Consider the following 23547-nt stretch of genomic DNA (forward strand, 5'->3'; position numbering starts at 1 on the left):
CGTTTAAAATTTGAAATTATAAGAAACAGAAGGAACGATTCCAAAAATGGATAACTTCACAGATTCATTAAAACCAGTATCTTCGTTTTGTCTGAAAGAAATTGAAGCCGCATTATTGCGACTGTACAAATTGTAAATTCCAAAAACCCATTCACCTTTAAACCTCTTGTTTTCGTATTTTTTAGGAGTTAAGGTAGCCGAAACATCCAAACGATGATAGGTAGGAAGACGATCTTCGTTACGCGAGTTGTAACTCGGAACAGTAATGCCTTCAAAAACATATTTACCAGTAGGAAATGTTACAGGTTGTCCTGATTGAAGAGTAAAAGCAGCACCCAAAGTCCATCTTTTATCTAATTTATAATTTCCAGTTAAGGCTAAATTATGTGTTTTATCATAAGCAGAACGGTACCAATTGCCATTGTTAATTCCAGTTTCGATAGGGGTTCTCCCCGGAGTTTGTTGTTCAGACTTTGATAAGGTGTAAGCTACCCAACCGTTTAATCGTCCTTCATTTTTACGTAGTAATAATTCTAAACCGTAGGAACGCATTCTCCCGTTTAATATAACTTGCTCTATAGCTTCATTTGCAATTAAGTCAGCACCATCGATGTAATCAATTCGATTTTGAACTTTTTTATAGAAGGTTTCTAACTCTAAAGTATAATCACCATCTTTAAAGTTTTTAAAATATCCCAGTGAAACTTGATCGGCTAATTGAGGTTTGATGTAATTATCGCTAGGAGTCCATACATCTAGTGGAGATGGAGATTGCGTGTTTGAAACCAATTGCATGTACTGCACCATTCTATTATAACCTGCTTTAACAGATTGGTTTTCATTTATTTGATACGAAATTGTAAAACGTGGTTCAAAATTTGAATAGTCAGCAATTTTTTTGTTGGAACCAAAATATTCTGTTCGAATAGGAGTAGCTTTTTCATAAATTTTTAGTTCTTCATCAAAAACTACGGGTTGGTTATTTTCATAGAAATTAACGTTTGAAGTACCTATTCTGTAAAAAGAACTGAATCGTAAACCAGCCATAAACGAAATTTTATCCGTAAGGTTGTGTTCTACATCGGCATACAATCCATTTTCTACAGCGTATTTTTTATCTAATTGTCTGAAATTAATTGATGAAGTATCATCAAGTGGTTTTATAGTACCTGGATTAATGTCATATTTAGTGATATTTGCTCCAAAGTTGAACTTAGTTTTTTCGGAAGCATAATATTTGAAATCATATTTCAAATTGTAATTTTCAATTGTAGATTCCCAATTAAATCCTATGAAACCTAAATCTAGTCCATAGTAATAATTGCTATAAATAAGGGATAAGTTGGAAAATAGTTTATTAGAAAATAAATGATTCCAACGCAGATTTAGAGTAGAGTTTCCGTAGATATTTCGGAAAGATTCATTTAAACTAAAAATGTCACGGCCAAAATAACCTGACAGATATAAGTTGTTGTTTTCATTCAGTTTGTAATTTAGTTTGGTATTCAAATCGTAAAAATAAGCTGAGTTTTGATTGTCAGATAACTTTAAAAATAGATGGGCATACGAACCTCTTCCGGCGATTAAAAATGAACCTTTGTCTTTTACTATAGGACCTTCAGCTAATAAACGACTCGAAATTAATCCAATTCCGCCATTCATACTGAATTTATTACTGTTTCCATCTTTTTGATATACGTCTAAAACCGCAGAAGCTCTACCTCCAAACCGAGCAGGAATTCCACCTTTGTATAATTTTAAATCTTTGATAGCATCCGCATTAAAAACGGAAAAGAACCCAAAAACATGTGAAGTGTTATAGAGCGTAGCTTCATCTAAAAGGACTAAATTTTGATCGGCACCACCACCACGAACGTTAAAACCAGATTGTCCTTCACCTGCATTAGTAACGCCTGGCAAAAATAAAAGCGATTTAATAATATCAACTTCCCCCATTAAAACAGGCATTTGTTTTATGGCGCTAATTGCTAGCTTATTAACGCTCATTTCAGGTTTTTTGATGTTAGTTTTATAAGAATTCTGCGAAATGACTACTTCGTTAAGTTCTTTTCTAGTTTCTGATAAACTAAAGTTTTTCTTTGTGTTTTCATTGATTTCAATTTCTTCTTTAATAGTTTCAAAGCCAGTATAACTAATTTGAATCGTATGTATTCCTTTTGGAAGTGTTATTGAAAAAAAACCATATTCATTAGTTGTGGTTTCTGTATTTAATTCAGGAATTACTATAGAAACACCAATTAATGTTTCATTTGTACTTGCATCGCTTACAATTCCACTAAGCGTTGCTTTATCTTGTCCAAACCCAAAAAGAGAAAAAAAGAATAAGAGTAAATAAATTTTTCGCGATTGCATCATTTCGGTATAGATTTTGTACTACAAATTTCACAAAAAAACATAGCAATAGTTTAAAACATATGTTAATTTGTAATCAAAAAACATTAATTGTTATAAATTTACGACTTTCAAAATAGAACTAATGAAAAATAAGGTGTTTTTATTGTTTTTTTTGTTTCAAATAATGGCAATTTTCGCTCAAAAAGATAATCCTTTTAAGAGTGCAAAGTTAAAGTTAGATTGGGATCAGCCCACAAAAAGTGAAACGAAATCTAATACGGTTACATTGCCCTATAAAAGCATATTTGATAAAGATGATAGTTATTTAAAGCGTTATTCTATTTTAAACAAAAAACAAGGAGAGGAAAGTGTTTTAGTTCAAAAAAACGAATTTAAAAATCCTGGTGAAGATATCAAACGAAAACTGAATAATAAAGATAAAGAAATTAAACCTGAATATCGTTCTAATCAATTTTTGGGAGAATTTCGTGTGAAGACTAGGTATGTTAAGATTGTTTGTAGAGACCACGAATATCCTGATGGTGATAGAGTTCGTCTTTTGCTTAATGAAAAAACTGTTATTTATGAAATTTTACTTGAAGCAGCTCCAAAAGAATACTATGTAGATATTTCGGATGGTTTCAATAAGTTGGATTTTGTTGCCTTAAATCAAGGTAGTTCAGGTCCTAATACAGCAGCTTTCAGTGTTTTTGATGATTCAGGAAAATTAATTACCTCAAATGAATGGAATTTAACTACAGGAATTAAAGCTTCCATCGTGGTTATAAAGGAAGAAGAACAAAAGAAAAAATAATAAAAAAAGCGACTTATTTAAGTCGCTTTTTTATATGAATCAAGATCTTAGTTCAATTGAGCTAAGATAGTATTTAAAGTGTCACTTGGACGCATTGCTTTTTCCGTTAGTTCAAAACTTGGATGATAGTAACCACCAATTTTTTGTTCTTTACCTTGAGCTGCAATTAATTCTGCATCAATTTTAGATTCGTTAGCAATCATTGCCTCTGCAATAGGAGCAAATGTTGCTTTTAATTCTGCATCTTTAGACTGATTTGCTAGTGCTTGAGCCCAATATAATGCCAAGTAAAAATGCGAACCTCTGTTGTCTATTCCGCCTACTTTTCTTGCTGGCGATTTGTCTTCTGCTAAGAATTTTGCGTTTGCTTCGTCTAAAGTATCTGCTAAAACTTGAGCTTTTGCGTTGTTTTGTGTTTGTGCTAAATGCTCTAAAGAAGCTTGTAAGGCTAGGAATTCTCCTAATGAGTCCCAACGTAAATAGCCTTCTTCAATAAATTGTTCTACGTGTTTTGGAGCTGATCCACCAGCGCCTGTTTCAAACAATCCACCACCATTCATTAATGGAACGATTGATAACATTTTAGCCGAAGTTCCTAATTCTAAAATAGGGAATAAGTCGGTTAAGTAATCACGTAATACGTTTCCAGAAACTGAAATTACATCTTTTCCTTGACGAATGATTTGTAAGGTTTCTTTCATCGCATCTTTCACATCCATAATGCGAATATCTAAACCAGTAGTATCATGATCTTTTAAGTATTTCTCAACTTTTTTGATGATTTCTCTATCGTGCGCTCGGCCTTTATCTAACCAGAAAATAGCAGGAGTATCAGATAATCTCGCTCTGTTAAATGCTAATTTAACCCAATCCTGAATTGGAGCATCTTTGGTTTGACACATTCTGAAAATGTCACCTGTTTCAACTTTTTGAGATAATAAAACGTTTCCATTTTCATCTTCTACATTAACAGTTCCGTTTTCTTTTACTTGGAAAGTTTTATCGTGAGAACCGTATTCTTCTGCTTTTTGAGCCATTAATCCAACATTTGGTACAGAACCAATTGTTTTAGGATCTAAAGCACCGTTTTGTTTCATTTCTTCAATACAAGCGGCATAAAAACCAGCATATGCACGGTCAGGAATAATGGCGATAGTATCTTCTTCTTTACCTTCTGCATTCCACATTTTTCCTCCACTACGAGCTAAAGCGGCCATAGAAGCATCCACAATTACGTCAGAAGAAACATGGAAATTCGTAATTCCTTTGTCTGAATTTACCATAGCCACACGTGGTCCGTTTGCTAAAGCATCTGTAATAGCTTGTTTGATTTCTGCTTCTTGAGGAATTCCTGCAATTTTGTTGTATAAATCTTGTAATCCGTTGTTAGGATTGATGTCTAATGATTTGAATAAATCAGCATATTTTGTATACACATCAGCAAAGAATGTTTCCACGATAGCTCCAAAAATAATTGGGTCCGAAACTTTCATCATCGTTGCTTTTAAGTGTGCTGAAAGCATTACGTTTTTTGCTTTAGCATCAGCAATTGTCGCTACTGTAAATTGTTTTAAAGCATTTAAGTTCATAACCGAACTATCAATAACTTCGCCAGCTTTTAAGTTTGCGAAATCTTTTAAAACAGTTGTAGTTCCGTTATCTGAATGGAAAACGATTCTAAATTTTCCGTCTTTTTCAACTGTAGTAGAGGTTTCAGTTCCATAGAAATCACCAGAATTCATGTGAGCAACCTCAGTTTTGCTATCAGCAGCCCAAGTTCCCATGCGGTGAGGGTTTGCTTTCGCATAGTTTTTAACTGCTTTTGGTGCTCTTCTGTCCGAGTTACCTTCACGTAATACTGGATTTACAGCCGAACCTAAAACTTTAGCATATTTTGCTTTGATTTCTTTTTCAGTATCGTTCTGCGGTTCTTCTGGATAGCTAGGGATATTGAAGCCTTGTGATTGTAATTCGGCAATTGCTTCTTTTAATTGAATTACAGAAGCCGAAATATTAGGTAATTTAATAATGTTTGCTTCTGGAGTATTGGCTAATTGTCCTAATTCGGTAAGGGCGTCACCTACTTTTTGATCTTCTTTTAAGAATTCTGGAAAGTTAGCTAAAATTCTTCCTGCCAAAGAAATATCTCTAGTTTCAATAGCGATATTAGCAGGTTTTGTGAAAGCTTTTACAATGGGTAAAAACGAATGGGTTGCCAACATAGGCGCTTCATCCGTAATGGTATACATTATTTTAGACTGATTAGACATGGATGTTATGTGTTTGTTTGAAAATAATTTGTAAAATCTGCCAAATATAGGAAATTTGACATAAATAATGGAGTGAATTTGCTTAAATCTTGAATAAAATTCAATAAAAAAAGCCACAACAAAATTGTGGCTTTTTATGGTTGAGAAAGTACAAATTAGTTTTTGTATCTTCTTTCTTTGATTTTTGCTTTTTTACCAGTAAGATCTCTAAAGTAGAAGATACGAGCTCTACGTACTTTACCTCTTTGGTTCACCTCAATTTTTTGTAAAGCTGGCATGTTTACTGGGAAGATACGCTCAACACCAACAGCACCAGACATTTTACGAATTGTAAAAGTTTCAGTAGCTCCAGCTCCTCTTCTTTGGATTACAACTCCTTTGAAGAACTGAGTTCTAGTTTTTTCACCCTCTTTAATTTCATAGTACACAGTGATTGTATCACCAGCACCAAACTCAGGGAAATCTTTTCTTGCAACTAATTCGTTATTTACGAAATCAATTAAATTTGACATAGTTTTAATTATAAAAGTTTGATTCAAAACAACATACACGTCTATCGCCAGAGGTTGGTTCAAAGTAGGTGCAAAATTATAAAAATAATTTGAATAATCAAATTACAGTTTCTAAAATATTTGAAAATTAGATTTTCGGATGATAAATATTCTAAATGTCAGAATATCAGAATATCGGAACTTCAGAAAATCAAAATATCAAAATCCATTAATCGTTTTCCAATAAATCGGGTCTTCTGTTTTTTGTGTGTTCATACGCCATTTCTTCACGCCACTTTTCTATTTTTCCAAAGTTTCCGCTCAATAATACTTCTGGAACTTTCAATCCTTTGTATTCGGCTGGTCTTGTATAAATAGGGGGAGATAGTAAATTATCTTGAAAACTATCTGTCAAAGCTGAGGTTTCATCACTTAAAACACCTGGAATCAATCGAATAATCGCATCGCAAAAAACAATAGCACCAATTTCGCCACCACTTAATACATAATCACCAATCGAAATTTCACGCGTAATGTGCATATCACGTACCCTTTGATCCACTCCTTTATAATGTCCACATAAAATGATGATGTTTTCGTACATCGAAATGGAATTGGCCATTTTTTGATTGAGCGTTTCTCCATCTGGTGTCATGTAAATGATTTCGTCGTAGGTTCTTTCGCTTTTGAGTTTCGAAATACAATCGTCGATAGGTTGCACCATCATTACCATACCGGCACCACCACCAAATTGATAATCATCTACGCTTCTTTGTTTATTTGTAGTATAATCTCTCAAGTTATGAAAATGGACTTCTACCAATCCTTTTTGAATGGCGCGTTTCATTATCGAAGCCTCAAACGGACTTTGCATTAATTCGGGTAAAACGGTAATAATATCGATTCGCATATTCGTTTTTTTCAAGGCACCAAAGGTACAAAGTTTCATGGTTTAAAAACAAAAAGCGATGCTACTTCTGTAAAACATCGCTTTTTGGTTGAATTTATTGGTTTTTAAGGATTTGTAGACCATAAAGAAGCATTTTTCAATAAAGCTCTTCTTGGAAGTTGTAATGCACTAACAATTAATTCTGCAAAATCTTCAGGTTGGAGTACCGTTTCAGTGGAGTCTTTGCTTGCTATTCCTAATTGAATTGACATATCCGAAGCAATGGTACTAGGTGTTAACGTGCAAACTCTGATGTTGTTTTTTCTCACTTCTTTCATTAATGATTCAGACATTCCGATTACAGCGAATTTTGATGCAGAATACGCAGAAGTATTTGGGTTTCCGGTTAATCCAGCTGTAGACGATACGTTGAAAATATCTCCTTGGTTGTTAGCAATTAAATAAGGTAACACTTCTTTAGTTACGTAGTACATTCCTATTACATTCGTTTGAATTATCGATTGCCATTGGTTCACCTCCATATCTAAAAAGCTTCCAAAAGCAGCAATTCCAGCATTGTTTACTAAAATATCGACGGTATTAAAAGTATTCATGATTTCTTGAATTCCTTTTTTTACTTCGTCATAATTACAGATGTCAAAAGCCGCATAGGTAGCGTTTACACCCAATGCTTTTAATTCGGCAACAGTTTCTTTTAAATTTGCTTCATTTCTTCCAGTTATGGCAACATCAATTCCTTGTTTTGCAAATGCTATAGCTGTAGCTTTTCCTAAACCTCTACTACCGCCTGTTATGATGGCTTTTTTACCTTTTAAATTTTCCATTTTTTTTCATGATTTTAGAGCACAAATTTACTACATAAAGATATTTTACTTGTTTTATATGATGTTAAAGATTGTTTAAATTCTTGAGGCGATTATTCCCTTGTATATCTGAATTGATAGGTTCGTAATATTTTTGTAGTTTTGCTCTTTAAATTTAATAAATAAAAAATGGAAAACGGAATATACGCTAAATTTAATACTACAAAAGGTACTATTTTAGTAAAATTAACGCACGATTTAACACCAGGAACGGTTGGAAATTTCGTAGGATTAGCAGAAGGACAATTAGAAAATTCGGCTCGTCCAATGGGAAAACCATATTATGACGGATTAAAATTTCACCGAGTAATTCCTGATTTCATGATACAAGGTGGTTGTCCTCAAGGGCAAGGAACAGGTGGACCTGGTTACAACTTTGACGATGAGTTTCACCCAACTTTACGTCACGATGGGCCAGGAGTTTTATCGATGGCTAATGCTGGACCAGGAACTAATGGTTCTCAATTTTTCATTACCCATGTTGAAACCGCTTGGTTAGACGGAAAACACACAGTTTTTGGTCACGTTGTTGAAGGACAAGATGTGGTAGATGCAATTGCACAAGGCGACATTATCGATTCATTAGAAATTGTAAGAGTAGGAGAAGAAGCTCAAAAATGGAATGCAATTGAAGCTTTCAGAACATTTGAAGGTTCTAGAGAGAAAAGATTAGCTGAACAAAAAAGATTAGCTGAGGAGACTTTAGAAAAATTAGCTGCTGGTTTCCAAAAAACGGAGAGTGGTTTACGTTACCAAATCATCCAAAAAGGAAATGGTACACAAGCTGAAAAAGGTAAAAAAGTATCGGTTCACTATCAAGGAGCATTAGAAAACGGACAAGTTTTTGATTCTTCATACAAAAGAAAACAACCTATTGACTTCACTTTAGGTGTTGGTCAAGTTATCGAAGGTTGGGACGAAGGTATTGCTTTATTACAAGTAGGAGACAAAGCTCGTTTTGTAATTCCATCTTATTTAGGATACGGTTCTAGAGGTGCTGGAGGAGTTATTCCACCAGATGCAACTTTGGTTTTTGATGTAGAATTAATGGATGTGAAGTAATTTTTAGGATAGGTCGCGACCTGTCTGTACTTTAATAAAATAGATTTTAAACTTTGAAGTCCTGAGACTTTGTCTTAGGATTTTTTGTTTGGTATCATTTTTGTATTTTTACCAACAATTCAAGGCTATGAAAACCAAAATATCTTTTTTCTTTCTTCTTTTCTCTTTGTTCTCATTAGGGCAAGTGCCGCATTGTGGGTTTGATTTTACTTCGTATTTGGTAGTAAAAGTTCATGAAGAAGGAAAATCGGATAATATTCCCGATTTGAAAATTACATTGGTTAACGAAAAAGGAGAAGAAGTTATCAACGAGAATAACAAATATAGTTGGAAATTCGGTAACCAATCTTTGGTTTTTACCAGAAATCATTTGATAAGTAAGCCAAACGAACCTGAAAAATGGTTTTTCCCTTATGCTGGTGATACGTATTTGCTTTCGGTAACGAATACCTTTCCTGCAGAAGAATTTTATATTAAAATTCAGGATACAAAAGGAAAGTTTAAAGAACAATTAGTCCAATTGCAAGCTTTTAATATGTATATTTTGTGTTCGAGTGAAAATGAACGCCAAGCCAGAAGTTTTGGACCTAGAAGTAATAATCCTATTGAAGTGATTTTGGAAAAGAAATAAAAAAAAACACCACAAAAGGGTGTTTTAACGTTTAGTCAATTGACTTAATTTTTAACATTTTTTTTCCGCCAGGTAAATCCCATTCGATTTCGTCGTTTTCTTTAAATCCGATTACAGCAATGCTTAAAGTAGCTAAAACAGAAACTTTTTGTTCTTTAATGTTTGCCATAGATGGTAATACGATTTGAAATTTCATTTCTCTTTTGGTCGCTAAATCTTCAATTACTACATTGGAATTGATTTTAATGAATTTTTCCTCAACAGCATCATCTTTATGGATGGCTCCTCTTTCCAATTCTTGTTTTAAAAGCAATAGGTCTTTTGAATTGGAAACATTAATACTGTTTTTAATCATTTCACTTAAAAGATTAAAATCGTGTTTTGTAAAGTTTGGTATTGGTTTCATATTACTTTAATTTAAGAATATAGTTTCTTTATCTAATGTTTTGCTTTTTGTTTCTGAATTTGTAAAATAAATATCCTTAAAGTTTAAGTTGGTATTATAATTTACTCTTCTAAAAAAGGTTTCCGGTGTAATCTGGTCAGGCGATTCGAATCCACATGCTCCGATGAATTCGGATAAAGCTTTCAATGTGTTTTTATGGAAATTCGCCACACGAACTCGCTTATCGGTTATGTCTAAACCTTTGTAAAGTGATTTATCTTGCGTTGCAATTCCAACCGGACATTTTCCGCTATCACACTGTAATGCTTGGATACATCCTAAGGCAAACATCATTCCACGTGCGCTGTAGCAAGCATCTGCACCAAGTGAAATATTTTTAGCAATATCAAAAGCCGAAATAATTTTTCCAGAAGCTAAAACTTTTATTTCCTCACGTAAACCATAATCTGTTAATGATTTGTGAGCAAATACAAGCGCATCAGATAATGCCATTCCCATGTAATCGATAAATTCTAATGGCGCTGCACCTGTTCCTCCTTCAGCACCATCAATAGTTATGAAATCAGGAAGAATATTGGTGGATACCATAGCATCTAATATCTCTGTAAACTCTTCTTTTTTACCAATACAAATCTTAAATCCAACCGGTTTTCCATTGGCTAATGTTCGCAGTTTTTTTATGAAATATAATAATTCTGTAGCATTAGTAAAGGCAGTATGTGCCGATGGTGAATGTACGGTGGTATGCGGTTCTAAAGCTCTAATTCGGGCAATTTCAGGAGTGTTTTTTTCGGCAGGAAGCAAACCGCCATGTCCTGGTTTTGCACCTTGTGAAAGCTTTAATTCTATCATCTTCACTTGTTCATAATTGGCTTTTTCAGTAAATAATTCACTTGAAAAATTTCCTTTTTCATCCCTACAACCAAAATATCCTGTTCCTATTTGCCAAATCAAATCGCCTCCTTTTAAGTGGTAATCGCTAATTCCACCTTCTCCTGTATTATGAGCAAAATTTCCCATTTTCGCACCTTCGTTTAGAGAAGAAATGGCAGTTTTACTCAGAGCACCATAACTCATGGCACTAATATTAAAAATACTAGCACTATAAGGTTTTGTAGACTGTGAATTTCCAATGGTTACTCGGAATTGACTGAAATCATTCTTTTTTGGATAAATGGAATGCGCTGCCCATTCATATCCAATACGATTTGGCTCGTCTTGCATACCAAAAGAAATGGTTTGCTTTTCGTTTTTTGCTCTTTGATATACGATAGAACGTTGTCTTCTGTTAAACGGTTTTCCATCTAATTCTCCTTCAAAAAAGTATTGGCGAAACTCAGGACGAACCGATTCAAATAAATAACGCAAACGTCCTACTAATGGATAATTTCTTCGTACCGAATGTTTCGCTTGAAAACTGTCAATAGTTACCAAAAGTAACATAATCAAAGGAGCTGATAAGAATACAGGGTGTACTTTGTAATAGCTCACTAGGAAAAATGTTCCGATTAAAAAAGATAACGTGACTAACCAAATTATATGGCGTGCATATAATTTTCCCAAAAGTGTTTTTTGTGACATACTACTTTTAATTAAAAAAAATAATGATTAACAGAATTAATTCTGAATAGGATGATATAGTTTGAAATTGATAAAAATCCTCCGTCTTAAAATAAAGAATAGGGTAGACGGAGGCCTAATTGATAAAGGCCTTACTGTGTGAGAATACTACTTTTTTTGAAGTAGTTCTTGAAATGGAAATAATATTTGAAACGTTATATCTCAAAAGCTAGTTTTTAAATTCTGTACAAAGTTAAGTAAACTAATGAGATAAAAAAATTACTTCTGTTTTATATTTAGTAATCTAATTGAAGTGATTTTGAGGGAAAATAATTATCAATGAATAATGTAGGATTAAATGCTATGAATATTGTTTTGTTTTTCAATTTGTTTGTAATATTCGTTTAATTCATTTTTAATTCTTTGAACATTAGCTTTTGAGTATTTAAAACTAAGAAATATATAAAAATAGCTAATGATAGCAAATAAAACTATTGGTAAAAATTCTAATTCAAATAAAAGAAGAAAACTAAGAATTAATAAAAGTGTTAAAATAAATGAACTTAAAATAAATCGTACATAAGAAATGCCTTGAATATCAGTTTTAACGTGGAGCATTTCATCCTGATATTTAAAATTTAATTTTATTGTACTACCTGCTCTAAATCTTTTATAGGGGAAAGTTCTTTCTCTAAGTTCAGCCTGATTTTTAGTGAAATTTCCGACATATTTTATTTTACTTGATAAAAAGTTATCAGCTACTAAGAAAAATATAGTCCTAAAATTGATATCCGTAACCTCTTTCATCTTATTTATAAAAGTTTCTTGATCAACTTTAAGTTCATTGGTAAAAGTAATTTTTAATTCTTGTTTCTTTAGAAAATCGTCTATCAACATAGGTGTATAATTAATTTTTCCATTTAATATTACATCCAATGCTCGGTTTCTGTTCTGGATTAATTAATCGATTCATCACCACACCATCAATAGCGCTTCGCAAATCGGAACCACTTAATGGAATGCCATTGGCTGGTCGGCTATCGTCTAATTGTCCGCGATAGACTAGTTTATTTTGATTGTCGAAAAGATAAAAATCAGGTGTACAAGCCGCATCGTAGGCTTTGGCTACTTCTTGTGTTTCGTCATATAAATATGGGAATTCAAATCCGTTTTCAAAGGCAAATTCGGTCATTAATTCGGGTGCGTCTTGCGGATATTTCTCCACATCATTACTCGAAATCGCTACAAAGCCAATGCCTTGCACACGATAATCGTTTACTACACGAATAACTTCTTCCATCACATGATGCACAAACGGACAATGATTGCAAATAAACATGACAACCGTTCCTTTTTCCCCTTTACAATCAGCAAAAGTTTTAAAATCGGTAGCATTGGTATCTTTCAAATTAAAATCAGGAGCAATTGTGCCTAATGGTAACATGTTAGAAGGAGTTTGAGCCATTTTGAATTTAGAATTTAGAGGTTAGAATTTAGAAATTAGAATTTAGAAGTTAGAATTTAGAAGTTAAAAGTTTAGTCTTGTCACATTTCACTTCTCTAATTATACGCACCAAATCTTTTATTGTTACAAAATGCATCAATACTTTTTTTTGGAATCGCATTTTCTTACTTTTGTACCACAACACAACACACTATGTATAAAATTTTCATTCGTTCGTTACTTTTCTGTTTCGATCCAGAAAAAGTGCATTATTTTACTTTTTCATTCATTCGTTTTCTGAGTAAAATTCCAGGTTTTTCTAGTTTATTTCAATCGCTTTACGAAGTAAAAGATGCTCGTTTAGAGCGAGAAGTTTTCGGAATTAAATTCAAGAATCCAGTTGGATTAGCGGCAGGATTTGATAAAGATGCGAAGTTATATCAAGAGTTATCAAATTTTGGTTTCGGATTTATTGAAATTGGAACGTTGACTCCAGTTAGACAAGAAGGAAATCCTAAAAAACGATTGTTCCGTTTAAAAGAAGACAATGCCATTATCAACCGAATGGGTTTCAATAATGGTGGTGTAAAAGAAGCGGTAGAGCGTTTGAAAAAGAATAAAGGCGTTTTAATTGGTGGAAACATCGGGAAGAATAAAGTCACGCCAAACGAAGAAGCGGTTAAGGATTACGAAATCTGTTTCGAAGCTTTGTTTCCGTATGTTGATTATTTTGTGGTGAATGTGAGTTCGCCAAACACACCAAATCTTCGCGAATTACAAGATAAAAAACCTTTGACGGAATTATTGCAAACTCTTCAAAATCAAAACAACGCGAAACCAAAACAAAAACCAATTTTACTAAAAATCGCTCCCGATTTAACGGATGAGCAACTTTTGGATATTATTGATATCGTCAATGAAACTAAAATCGCAGGAGTAATTGCTACGAATACTACGATTTCTCGCGAAGGTTTACAATCGGAAAACAAATCCGAAATGGGCGGTTTATCTGGAAAACCATTAACCAAACGTTCTACAGAAGTGATTCGTTTTCTTTCGGAAAAAAGTAATAAGTCGTTCCCAATTATTGGAGTAGGAGGAATTCACACTGCGGAAGATGCGATTGAAAAGCTAAATGCTGGAGCTAGTTTGGTACAACTTTATACGGGATTTATCTACGAAGGTCCAGCTCTAGTGAAAGCGATTAACAAAAAGATTTTGGAAAACAGCTAAAATCCCTATCTTTGAAGCTATGAACGAAATCAAAATTATCGAGTGTCCGCGCGATGCCATGCAAGGTATCAAACCGTTTATTCCTACCGAAAGAAAGGTAAAATACATCCAATCGTTATTGCGTGTAGGCTTTGATACTATTGATTTTGGAAGTTTTGTGTCGCCAAAAGCGATTCCCCAAATGCAAGATACCGTTGAGGTTTTAGCGCAATTGGATTTATCAGCTACGAATAGTAAATTATTAGCGATTATCGCCAATACACAAGGCGCTCAGAATGCCTCGGTTCATAAAGAAATTCAATATTTAGGTTTCCCTTTTTCGATTTCGGAGAACTTCCAAATGAGAAATACGCACAAAACGATTGCTGAAAGTTTGGTTACTTTACAAGAGATTTTAGAAATCGCTGATAAATCGAATAAAGAAGTCGTGACGTATATTTCAATGGGTTTTGGAAATCCGTATGGAGATCCATGGAATGTTGAAATTGTGGGCGAATGGACTGAAAAATTAGCGAATATGGGTGTGAAAATCCTTTCGCTTTCTGATACCGTTGGAAGTTCCACTCCAGAAGTTATTGATTATTTGTTTTCTAATTTGATTCCGAAATATCCAAACATCGAATTTGGTGCGCATCTTCATACTACGCCAGACAAATGGTTTGAAAAAATTGATGCGGCTTACAATGCAGGTTGTCGTCGTTATGATGGCGCGATTCAAGGTTTTGGCGGTTGTCCTATGGCAAAAGACGACTTAACAGGAAACATGCCTACGGAGAAATTGTTGTCGTATTTCACAACAAAAAGAGAAAATACGAACACGAGTCCAATGAGTTTTGAAAGTGCTTATAATGAAGCAACGAAACTATTTGGCGAATTTCATTAATCTGTTTTTCTTCGTTTAAAGGCTTTGTAAATTTCGACCCAAAGTACCGAAATAGTTCCTACCAATGCACATAATCCTATTTGGGAACCCCTTACCATTTCAAACAAGAAGAAGTTCGAAAATGCTGGAATAAACAACAATAATCCTGTCAATACAATGGTGATTCCAATAATCAATCCTACCAAATTATTTTTGTACTGAATCGTTTTGAAAATCGAATAATAAAACGAACGATTCGCCAAAGTTAATACGATATTGGAAGTGATTAACGTTAAGAAAATTAAGGTTCTAGTACCGTTTTCGGACATGTTTTCCCCGATAGCGTATTGATACATAAATAACAATCCTAACGTAATTACCAATCCCTGAATGATGCTAATTAACACTTCTTTGAAATTAAAGAAAGTTGTCGTTAGCGGTCTTGGTTTTTGTAGCATCAGATTGTCTTCCATCGGTTCGTTTTCATAGATGATAGAGCAAGTTGGACCCATAATAATTTCTAAGAAAATAATGTGAACTGGAGTGAAAATATTCGGATACAGCCAGCCCAAAGCCAGTGGAATAAAAACAATTAATATAATCGGAATATGAATGGAAATTATGTATTGAATCGCTTTTTTCAGGTTGAGGTATATTTTTCTTCCCATCGCAATGGCATCCGTCATTCGTTCGAAGTTGTCGTCGATTAGAATTAAATTGGCGGCTTGTTTAGCGATTTCAGTACCTTTTTTACCCATCGCAATTCCGATGTGAGCCGATTTTAAAGCAGGTCCGTCATTTACGCCATCGCCTGTCATGGCAACGATTTGGTTGTTTGCTTTTAAAGCTTTGATAATTCTCAATTTTGCTTCTGGAAACATCCTAGTAAAAATAGCGGTTTCCATTACTTTTTCTTTCAAAGTCGCTTCATCCATTGCCATTAATTCGTCGCCGTTCAATACTTTATCGGCGTTTTTAAACCCGACTTGTTTTGCGATGGTAGAAGTCGTTTCAGCATTATCTCCTGTTACGATTTTTACTTGAATTCCTGCTTTGTAAAACGTTTCAAAAACGGCTTGAATATTATGTTTTGGCGGATCATAAAACGCTACCAATCCTTTAAAATGGAATTTTAATTCTTGTTGGGTTGCAGGATAATCCGTTCCTTCAAAGTCGGATACACCAACTCCTAAAACTCTAAACCCTTTTTGCATCATGATTTTCATCGCCTCAATAATCTGATTTTTTTGCATTTCAGTTAAATGACTAACAGCTATTAAAGCTTCAGGAGCACCTTTAGCCGCGATGATTTTTTTACCCGATTCGTTTTCAAAAACGTGCGTCATCATGGGTGGTTTTCCACTTAACGGATATTCGTGAACCAATTTGAAATTAGGTCGTTCATCTTCACTTTCAAAATTAGAATAGGCTTCATGAATGGCAATTTCCATCGCATCAAACGGAATGGGTTCGCTCGACCACATGGCGTAATTCAATACTTCTTCTGCTTCGGGATTTAGTTTTTGAGAAGTTGCAACAATCGAATTGGATTTAAAAAGATACAATTCGGCTAAACTCATACGGTTTTCGGTAATCGTTCCGGTTTTATCGGTGCAAATTACGGTGGCACTTCCAAGAGTTTCAACTGTTTTGGTTTGTTTGGTAATAATCCCCATTTTCATTAAACGCCAAGCGCCTAATGCCATAAACGTAGTGAAAGCTACTGGAATTTCCTCTGGAATAACACTCATTGCTAAGGTTAAAGCCTTCAATAAACTGTCTAAAACCAATCTTGAATTATAGTAATTTATTGCCCAAACGACAGCAAAAATCACCAATCCGATAATTGACATTTTGGTAACGAAATTCCCAATTTGAATTTGCAAAGGCGTTTTTTCTTCTTCAATCGCATTTAAGCTGGAACCTATTTTTCCCAATTGCGTTTTATTTCCAATTGCGGTTACTTCACAAATCGCTAAGCCAGATGCTACAATCGTTCCTTGAAAGACTTGTTTATTTTCGGATTCATTCGACTTAAATACGGCTAAAGATTCACCTGTTAAAATAGATTCGTTTACCGAAAAATCGTTCGATGAGAGAATAATTCCATCAGCAGGAATAAAAGCGCCTTCTTCCAATTGAACACAATCCCCAATGACAATTTCTTCTGTTGGGATTTCGATTATAGCGCTATTACGAATGACTTTGCATTTCGGTTGGGTTAGTTTTTTTAAAGCTTCAATTGCATTCCGACTTCTAGATTCTTGAAAAACCGAAATAGCTACTACAAAAATAATAGCAATAGCCATGAATATGCCATCGCCATAATCTCCAGTTATGAAATAAATACTAGTAGCCGTTAGCAATAAAAGAAACATAGGTTCTTTTACGATATCTAAAATAGAATTCAGAAAATGGTTTTTTTTCTGATGTTCGACAGAGTTGGTGCCGAATTTTTTTGCGGATTCTACTACTTCTAAATCGGTTAGGCCTGTACTTGTTTTTTTAGAATCGCTCATTGAAGATGAAAAATTAATATGCAAGTTACATAATTTATTCTTAAAAGAAATAGATTATTAGCCTAAGTTTTACTATATTTGCACGCAATTTAACAACAACTACAAATTGCACCATGAAAGCACACACAACTAAAATCGTTGGCGAAGGTCTTACTTACGACGATGTTTTGCTTATTCCAAATTATTCCGAAATTTTACCACGAGAAGTAAATATTCAATCGAAATTTTCGAGAAATATTACGTTGAATGTTCCTATCGTTTCCGCAGCAATGGATACGGTTACCGAAAGTTCTATGGCAATTGCTATGGCACAAGAAGGAGGGATTGGCGTGTTACACAAGAACATGACGATTGAGCAACAAGCAGCGAAAGTAAAGAAAGTAAAACGTGCTGAAAGCGGTATGATTATCGATCCGGTAACGTTGCCTTTAACAGCTACAGTTGGTGATGCTAAAATGGCGATGAAAGAATTTAGTATTGGCGGAATTCCAGTAGTAGATGAAAACGGAATTTTAAAAGGTATTGTTACTAACAGAGATTTACGTTTCGAAAAAGTAAATTCACGTTCGATTTTGGAAGTAATGACTTCTGAAAAATTGGTAACAGCTGCTCAAGGAACAACTTTACAAGAAGCAGAAGGAATTCTTCAAGAAAATAAAATTGAAAAATTACCAGTAGTTGACAACAATAATAAATTAGTAGGTTTAATTACCTTTAGAGATATTACCAAACTAACGCAAAAGCCAATCGCTAATAAAGATAAATTTGGTCGTTTGCGTGTTGCTGCGGCTTTAGGAGTTACAGCAGATGCAGTTGAAAGAGCAACAGCTTTAGTAAATGCTGGAGTTGACGCTGTAATCATTGATACGGCTCACGGACATACAAAAGGTGTGGTGGATGTATTAAAAGCAGTAAAAGCTAAATTCCCAGATTTAGATGTAGTTGTGGGTAACATTGCTACTCCAGAAGCGGCTTTATATTTAGCACAGAACGGAGCTGATGCAGTTAAAGTTGGAATTGGTCCAGGTTCGATTTGTACAACGCGAGTTGTGGCTGGAGTTGGATTTCCACAATTTTCAGCTGTTTTAGAAGTTGCTGCGGCTTTAAAAGGTTCGGGAGTTCCAGTTATTGCTGATGGTGGAATTCGTTACACAGGAGATATTCCAAAAGCGATTGCTGCGGGAGCTGATTGTGTGATGTTAGGTTCACTTTTAGCAGGCACAAAAGAATCACCAGGAGAAACCATTATTTTTGAAGGAAGAAAATTCAAATCATATCGTGGAATGGGTTCTGTTGAAGCGATGCAAGAAGGTTCAAAAGACCGTTATTTCCAAGATGTAGAAGACGATGTGAAGAAATTAGTTCCAGAAGGAATTGTAGGTCGTGTTCCTTACAAAGGAGAATTAAACGAAAGCATGCAACAATTCATCGGTGGTTTAAGAGCTGGAATGGGTTATTGTGGTGCAAAAGATATTCCAACCTTACAAGAAACTGGGCGTTTCATTAGAATTACAGCGAGTGGAATTGGCGAAAGTCACCCACACAACGTGACGATTACGAAAGAAGCACCGAATTATTCGAGATAGTTTTAGTGTTCAGTGATCAGTCACAGTGTTCAGTAAAAATAGAAACCTGATAGTTTTTAGCTATCAGGTTTTTTTTATCCTTTTAAAAATTCATTAATTTTCTTTTTGTTACCTGCTATCCATAAAATATCATCGGCTTCTAAAACAAGATGAGATTCTGGGTTTAAGATACGTTTTCCGTTGCGTTCAATACCTACTATAATACCATGAGTTTTTTCTCTAATTTGGGATTCTCGGATACTTTTTCCTATGCATACACGATTTTTTAGTTCTAGTTGCTGTAAGATAATATCTTCTTTTACTTTGGTTTCAGGTGCATCAATTTCATGTTTGTCAAGGTAGATTTTAAATAATTTCACTTCTTCATCGGTTCCAATAACACTGATTTCATCTCCTGGGAATAAACGTTCGGTTCTAATAGGGATATTAATTGTAATTTCGCCTCGTTTGATAGAAGCAATATTGATTCCGAATTGCTCTCTGATTTTCAATTCTTCTAACGTTTTTCCTGCTAAATTCGATTCTTTTGCAATTTCAAAATCGGCCATGTGACCGTCCCAAGGCGATAGTACATTCTGACGTTTGTTGGCTTCTTTTGTTAATTCTCTATCGTTGAAATTTCTCAAGAAGTGACTTTCAATTTTATTATAAAAAGCATGTAATCGTTTTGGGAACAGAATATAGGAAATTAAACCTATAATTAATGCTATAATGGCTATTACAGGAGAGAAAAATTCATTTAAGACAAATCCCATGTAGAACAACGAAAGCGCAATTCTAAAGAAAATTAAAACAATTATTGGCCCTTGATATTTTCGAACTTGCATTAATTCCTCTACTTGTTCAACAGCTACTCTTCGCATAGATAAAGCCCATAAGAATGGGGATAGTATCACAACTGTTATTAAAGCAGCTATAGCATTACCAAATCGAGAATGCTCTACTAATGGTAAAATATATTTTGACGAAAGTAAGATAATTGCAACAATAATAATAGAATGGATAACCACTTGAGTTAAATAAGCACGAAGCACTATTTGCCATGTACTGACCGATTTAATAGCTTCGGTATTAGCACTGTATCGTTCGATTTTTTTTACCCAACGTCTTGGTAGCTTTTTCTCTAGATACATAGAAAATGGAGTAGAGAATTTTACCATGAAAGGTGTAGTAAAAGTGGTGATTGCCGAGACAGCTACTACAATCGGATATAAGAAATCGCTTGTTACATTCAACGTCATTCCAAGTGTAGCGATGATGAATGAAAACTCGCCAATTTGTGATAAACTCATTCCAGTTTGAATCGATTGTTTCAACGGTTGCCCCGAAAACAAAGCTCCAATGGTTGCACTTAACGATTGTCCTAAGATAACAACCAACGTTAAGATGGCTACTGGAAAACCGTATTTAACTAACATTTCTGGATCTATCAACATTCCGACCGAAACGAAGAAAACGGCTCCAAATAAATCTTTTACTGGTTTGACCAAATGTTCAATGTGTTCTGCTTGTGTGGTTTCGGCTATAATCGAACCCATGATAAATGCTCCAAGAGCAGGAGAGAACCCTACATTTGCAGCAAATATAACCATCAATAGACATAATGCTAATGAGATAATTAATAACATTTCATCAGTTAATAGATGTTTTGCCTTTTTTAATAGTGTTGGGATAAAGAAAATTCCTGCTACAAACCAAATGGTTAAAAAGAATACCAATTTTAAAACCGATTGCAACAATTCGCCACCCGAAAATTGCTGACTAACCGCAACGGTTGACAATAAAACCATCATTAAAATGGCTAAGATATCTTGTACAATTAAAGCTCCGATTACATTTCCTGCGAATTTTTGTGTTTTTACGCCTAACTCATCAAAGGTTTTTAATATGATTGTCGTGGAAGAGATAGATAAAATTACACCTAAAAACAAACTGTTCATTTTGCCCCAATCCAACATTTGACCCACGAAATACCCTAAAGCGACCATGGATATGATTTGGGTTAGTGCCGTTATGGAAGCGGTTCCTCCCACTTTCATTAGTTTTTTGAAACTAAATTCAAGTCCTAGACTAAACAAGAGGAAGATAACTCCAATTTCTGCCCAAACTTCAACACTATTCATGTCTTTTACGGTAGGGAAGAAGTCAATTTTGCTACTAGCAAAAAAACCGGCCACTAAATACCCTAAAACAAGAGGTTGTTTTAGAATTCTAAAAATTAGTACAGCAATGGCTGCAGTTACAAGAATTAAACCTAGATCACTTATTAAATCTGGAATGTGTAAAGTAGATGATGATAAAAATATTGGCATATATTTGAATTTTTACTAAAATAAAAAAAAATCTGCTTTTGTCAAAATTACAAAAGCAGATTTATCAAAATTATAACAATTTTTTTGACTAAATTCCCAAATAGTTACTAGGAGTAATTGCTAGTAATTCAGTTTTAACATCTTCTGAAATATTTAAAGTTCCAATGAAATTATGAATTGCTTCTTTATTAATTACCGTATTGGTTCTGGTTAAGTCTTTTAAAGCTTCGTATGGATTTGGATAGCCTTCGCGACGTAAAATCGTTTGGATTGCTTCTGCAACAACAGCCCAATTTTTCTCTAAATCTTCTGCGAATTTGTCTTCGTTTAATAACAATTTGTTTAATCCTTTTAAAGTAGCTTCGAAAGCGATTAAGGTGTGTCCCATTGGAACTCCAATATTACGTAAAACCGTACTATCTGTTAAATCGCGTTGTAAGCGAGAAATTGGTAATTTTGCTGATAAATGTTCGAAAATGGCATTGGCAATTCCTAAGTTACCTTCCGAATTTTCAAAATCGATTGGATTAACTTTATGTGGCATAGCCGAAGAACCAATTTCTCCTGCTTTGATTTTTTGCTTGAAATAGTCCATTGAAACATACGTCCAAATATCTCTATCTAAGTCTATTAAAATCGTGTTGATTCGTTTTAAAGCATCGAAAAAGGCGGCAAAATGATCGTAATGTTCAATTTGTGTTGTTGGAAACGAATGGTATAATCCTAAACTATTTTCTACGAAATCGGTTCCAAATTTTTTCCAATCCGTATTTGGATAAGCCACTTTGTGTGCGTTGTAATTTCCTGTTGCACCACCAAATTTAGCGGCAAAAGGTACATTGAATAACAAACGCATTTGCTCTTCTAAACGTTCTACGAAGACTAAAATTTCTTTACCTAAACGAGTAGGGGAAGCCGGTTGACCGTGCGTTCTAGCTAACATTGGAACGTCTTTCCATTCCATTGCTAATTCTTTCAATTTTGCAATTACACTTACTAAACTAGGTAAATACACATTTTCAAACGCTTCTTTAGTAGAAAGTGGAATTGCCGTATTGTTTATATCTTGAGAAGTCAATCCGAAATGGATGAACTCTTTAAATTCTTGTAATCCTAAACCATCAAACTTAGATTTAATGAAATATTCCACCGCTTTCACATCGTGGTTCGTTGTTTTTTCGGTTTCTTTGATCCAAAGTGCATCTTCGGTAGAAAAGTTTTTGTAAATGGCTCTTAAAGAATCGTAAATCGATTTGTCAATTTTGGCTAATTGAGGTATATCAGCTTCGCGTAATGCAATAAAATATTCAATCTCTACCAAAACGCGGTATTTAATTAAGGCTTCTTCTGAAAAATAAGGAGATAAAGAAATGGTTTTACTTCTATAACGACCATCAATTGGCGAAATAGCATTTAATTCGGTTAGTTGCATTGTGTTGTGTGTTGTTTAAAGAACTGCAAATTTAGTAATTAGTGATTAGTAATTAGTAATTAGTTGGGAGTTTTTTACTTTAAATTCAAAAGTTCCTCTTTTACAATTTTCATTCCTTCAATGGCGGTTAAGGGTAGTATTTTCAATTCGTTTGGTAAATCATAAATCGTGGCTGGATTTGGGTCGATATAATAAACCTGAACGTTTTGGTCTACATAATTCATCAATCCAGCAGCGGGATAGACTTGTAATGAAGTTCCAATAATGATTAAAATATCAGCGGTTTCTACAATATCAATAGCGTGTTCAATCATCGGAACATCTTCGCCAAACCAAACAATATGTGGTCGTAATTGGTTGCCTTCTAAATCATAATCACCTAAATTCAAATCGTGTTTCCAATCGATTATGAAATTTTCGTTTGAAATGCTTCGCACTTTTAATAATTCGCCATGTAGATGAATCACTCTCTTGCTGCCCGCTCTTTCGTGTAAATCGTCAACGTTTTGGGTTATGATGTGAATATCGAAATGTGTTTCTAATTCGGATAATATTTCATGTGCTTTGTTGGGTTTGACAGTTAAAAGTTGGGCTCTTCTTTTGTTATAAAAGTCTAAAACTAATTCTGGATTTTTTTTCCAACCTAAAGGAGAAGCGACTTCCATAATATCGTGACCTTCCCACAAACCGTCAGCATCACGGAATGTTTTGATACCGCTTTCGGCACTAATTCCAGCACCTGTTAGTACTACAATTTTTTTCATTTTCTTTTGCAATTTTATAAAAGTAAAATGCGT

The 23547-nt window shown here is 34.2% G+C and carries 19 protein-coding genes; 6 read left to right on the plus strand and 13 right to left on the minus strand.

Annotated features, from left to right (window positions below):
- Window positions 1–3: 3 nt before the first annotated feature.
- Entirely contained in the window at window positions 4–2373 is a 2370-nt protein-coding gene (locus NAT47_RS11815; RefSeq protein ID WP_250583072.1) for a TonB-dependent receptor, read from the minus strand.
- Between the two features lie 166 nt (window positions 2374–2539).
- Here NAT47_RS11815 and NAT47_RS11820 point away from each other — a divergent pair, with 166 nt between their 5' ends.
- The gene (locus tag NAT47_RS11820) at window positions 2540–3169 is read left to right on the plus strand and encodes a hypothetical protein (protein ID WP_250583019.1); all 630 of its coding nucleotides are present in this window, start codon (window positions 2540–2542) and stop codon (window positions 3167–3169) included.
- A gap of 47 nt (window positions 3170–3216) precedes the next feature.
- On the opposite strand, the gene NAT47_RS11825 is transcribed toward NAT47_RS11820, so the two are convergent.
- The 4 genes from NAT47_RS11825 to NAT47_RS11840 all read right to left on the minus strand — a co-directional run bounded on the left by NAT47_RS11825 (window position 3217) and on the right by NAT47_RS11840 (window position 7664).
- Window positions 3217–5439: an NADP-dependent isocitrate dehydrogenase gene (locus NAT47_RS11825; protein WP_250583021.1), complete on the minus strand. Its 2223-nt coding sequence runs from the start codon at window positions 5437–5439 to the stop codon at window positions 3217–3219.
- Window positions 5440–5594: 155 nt separating this feature from the next.
- Window positions 5595–5951, minus strand: a complete 357-nt coding sequence (rplS, locus tag NAT47_RS11830; protein WP_250583023.1) for a 50S ribosomal protein L19 — start codon at window positions 5949–5951, stop codon at window positions 5595–5597.
- 208 nt (window positions 5952–6159) lie between these two features.
- Window positions 6160–6840, minus strand: coding sequence for a tRNA (guanosine(37)-N1)-methyltransferase TrmD (gene trmD, locus NAT47_RS11835; protein WP_250583074.1), 681 nt, complete (start codon window positions 6838–6840; stop codon window positions 6160–6162).
- A gap of 104 nt (window positions 6841–6944) precedes the next feature.
- Complete coding sequence (locus tag NAT47_RS11840) at window positions 6945–7664, minus strand: 3-ketoacyl-ACP reductase (RefSeq protein WP_250583025.1); 720 nt, start codon at window positions 7662–7664, stop codon at window positions 6945–6947.
- A 168-nt stretch (window positions 7665–7832) separates the two neighbouring features.
- Between NAT47_RS11840 and NAT47_RS11845 the strand changes: the two genes are divergently transcribed.
- Both NAT47_RS11845 and NAT47_RS11850 read left to right on the plus strand, forming a co-directional pair.
- Window positions 7833–8765, plus strand: a complete 933-nt coding sequence (locus tag NAT47_RS11845; RefSeq protein WP_250583027.1) for a peptidylprolyl isomerase — start codon at window positions 7833–7835, stop codon at window positions 8763–8765.
- 127 nt (window positions 8766–8892) lie between these two features.
- A complete protein-coding gene (locus NAT47_RS11850) occupies window positions 8893–9396 on the plus strand; it encodes a hypothetical protein (RefSeq protein ID WP_250583029.1) in 504 nt (167 codons plus the stop codon).
- A gap of 31 nt (window positions 9397–9427) precedes the next feature.
- Here NAT47_RS11850 and NAT47_RS11855 read toward each other — a convergent pair whose 3' ends face one another.
- The 4 genes from NAT47_RS11855 to NAT47_RS11870 form a co-directional block, all read right to left on the minus strand.
- The gene (locus NAT47_RS11855) at window positions 9428–9802 is read right to left on the minus strand and encodes a GreA/GreB family elongation factor (RefSeq protein WP_250583031.1); all 375 of its coding nucleotides are present in this window, start codon (window positions 9800–9802) and stop codon (window positions 9428–9430) included.
- A 6-nt stretch (window positions 9803–9808) separates the two neighbouring features.
- Window positions 9809–11383 (minus strand): FMN-binding glutamate synthase family protein, encoded by a 1575-nt coding sequence (locus tag NAT47_RS11860; protein WP_250583033.1) that lies wholly within the window; start codon window positions 11381–11383, stop codon window positions 9809–9811.
- A 333-nt stretch (window positions 11384–11716) separates the two neighbouring features.
- Entirely contained in the window at window positions 11717–12298 is a 582-nt protein-coding gene (locus tag NAT47_RS11865) for a hypothetical protein (RefSeq protein ID WP_250583035.1), read from the minus strand.
- Entirely contained in the window at window positions 12270–12827 is a 558-nt protein-coding gene (locus NAT47_RS11870; protein ID WP_250583037.1) for a thioredoxin family protein, read from the minus strand. Before NAT47_RS11870 ends, NAT47_RS11865 begins: the two co-directional genes overlap by 29 nt.
- 192 nt (window positions 12828–13019) lie before the next feature.
- Between NAT47_RS11870 and NAT47_RS11875 the strand changes: the two genes are divergently transcribed.
- Together NAT47_RS11875 and NAT47_RS11880 are read left to right on the plus strand one after the other, a co-directional pair.
- Entirely contained in the window at window positions 13020–14039 is a 1020-nt protein-coding gene (locus NAT47_RS11875) for a quinone-dependent dihydroorotate dehydrogenase (protein WP_250583039.1), read from the plus strand.
- A 19-nt stretch (window positions 14040–14058) separates the two neighbouring features.
- Complete coding sequence (locus NAT47_RS11880) at window positions 14059–14922, plus strand: hydroxymethylglutaryl-CoA lyase (protein ID WP_250583040.1); 864 nt, start codon at window positions 14059–14061, stop codon at window positions 14920–14922.
- Here NAT47_RS11880 and NAT47_RS11885 read toward each other — a convergent pair.
- Window positions 14919–17420: a cation-translocating P-type ATPase gene (locus NAT47_RS11885; RefSeq protein ID WP_250583042.1), complete on the minus strand. Its 2502-nt coding sequence runs from the start codon at window positions 17418–17420 to the stop codon at window positions 14919–14921. The genes NAT47_RS11880 and NAT47_RS11885 overlap by 4 nt on opposite strands.
- Window positions 17421–17533: 113 nt before the next feature.
- On the opposite strand from NAT47_RS11885, the gene guaB reads away from it, so the two are divergent.
- A complete protein-coding gene (gene guaB, locus NAT47_RS11890) occupies window positions 17534–19006 on the plus strand; it encodes an IMP dehydrogenase (RefSeq protein WP_250583044.1) in 1473 nt (490 codons plus the stop codon).
- A gap of 74 nt (window positions 19007–19080) precedes the next feature.
- Here guaB and NAT47_RS11895 read toward each other — a convergent pair whose 3' ends face one another.
- The 3 genes from NAT47_RS11895 to NAT47_RS11905 all read right to left on the minus strand — a co-directional run bounded on the left by NAT47_RS11895 (window position 19081) and on the right by NAT47_RS11905 (window position 23514).
- The gene (locus NAT47_RS11895) at window positions 19081–21318 is read right to left on the minus strand and encodes a cation:proton antiporter domain-containing protein (RefSeq protein ID WP_250583046.1); all 2238 of its coding nucleotides are present in this window, start codon (window positions 21316–21318) and stop codon (window positions 19081–19083) included.
- 88 nt (window positions 21319–21406) lie between these two features.
- Complete coding sequence (purB, locus tag NAT47_RS11900; RefSeq protein WP_250583048.1) at window positions 21407–22750, minus strand: adenylosuccinate lyase; 1344 nt, start codon at window positions 22748–22750, stop codon at window positions 21407–21409.
- A gap of 74 nt (window positions 22751–22824) precedes the next feature.
- Window positions 22825–23514 carry an SIR2 family NAD-dependent protein deacylase gene (locus tag NAT47_RS11905; RefSeq protein WP_250583050.1) on the minus strand — a complete coding sequence of 230 codons (690 nt, stop codon included), beginning with the start codon at window positions 23512–23514 and terminating at the stop codon, window positions 22825–22827.
- Window positions 23515–23547 lie beyond the last annotated feature (33 nt).

The organism is Flavobacterium fragile, assembly GCF_023634865.1.
Classification (GTDB): domain Bacteria; phylum Bacteroidota; class Bacteroidia; order Flavobacteriales; family Flavobacteriaceae; genus Flavobacterium; species Flavobacterium fragile.

Coding starts and splice junctions, on each gene's coding strand:
- guaB (WP_250583044.1), top strand. CDS start 17,534: ATGAAAGCACACACAACTAAAATCGTTGGCGAAGGTCTTACTTACGAC.
- NAT47_RS11860 (WP_250583033.1), bottom strand. CDS start 11,383: ATGTCACAAAAAACACTTTTGGGAAAATTATATGCACGCCATATAATT.
- NAT47_RS11885 (WP_250583042.1), bottom strand. CDS start 17,420: ATGAGCGATTCTAAAAAAACAAGTACAGGCCTAACCGATTTAGAAGTA.
- NAT47_RS11880 (WP_250583040.1), top strand. CDS start 14,059: ATGAACGAAATCAAAATTATCGAGTGTCCGCGCGATGCCATGCAAGGT.
- NAT47_RS11875 (WP_250583039.1), top strand. CDS start 13,020: ATGTATAAAATTTTCATTCGTTCGTTACTTTTCTGTTTCGATCCAGAA.
- purB (WP_250583048.1), bottom strand. CDS start 22,750: ATGCAACTAACCGAATTAAATGCTATTTCGCCAATTGATGGTCGTTAT.
- NAT47_RS11855 (WP_250583031.1), bottom strand. CDS start 9,802: ATGAAACCAATACCAAACTTTACAAAACACGATTTTAATCTTTTAAGT.
- NAT47_RS11850 (WP_250583029.1), top strand. CDS start 8,893: ATGAAAACCAAAATATCTTTTTTCTTTCTTCTTTTCTCTTTGTTCTCA.
- trmD (WP_250583074.1), bottom strand. CDS start 6,840: ATGCGAATCGATATTATTACCGTTTTACCCGAATTAATGCAAAGTCCG.
- NAT47_RS11905 (WP_250583050.1), bottom strand. CDS start 23,514: ATGAAAAAAATTGTAGTACTAACAGGTGCTGGAATTAGTGCCGAAAGC.
- NAT47_RS11895 (WP_250583046.1), bottom strand. CDS start 21,318: ATGCCAATATTTTTATCATCATCTACTTTACACATTCCAGATTTAATA.
- NAT47_RS11870 (WP_250583037.1), bottom strand. CDS start 12,827: ATGGCTCAAACTCCTTCTAACATGTTACCATTAGGCACAATTGCTCCT.
- NAT47_RS11815 (WP_250583072.1), bottom strand. CDS start 2,373: ATGCAATCGCGAAAAATTTATTTACTCTTATTCTTTTTTTCTCTTTTT.
- NAT47_RS11820 (WP_250583019.1), top strand. CDS start 2,540: ATGGCAATTTTCGCTCAAAAAGATAATCCTTTTAAGAGTGCAAAGTTA.
- rplS (WP_250583023.1), bottom strand. CDS start 5,951: ATGTCAAATTTAATTGATTTCGTAAATAACGAATTAGTTGCAAGAAAA.
- NAT47_RS11845 (WP_250583027.1), top strand. CDS start 7,833: ATGGAAAACGGAATATACGCTAAATTTAATACTACAAAAGGTACTATT.
- NAT47_RS11840 (WP_250583025.1), bottom strand. CDS start 7,664: ATGGAAAATTTAAAAGGTAAAAAAGCCATCATAACAGGCGGTAGTAGA.
- NAT47_RS11825 (WP_250583021.1), bottom strand. CDS start 5,439: ATGTCTAATCAGTCTAAAATAATGTATACCATTACGGATGAAGCGCCT.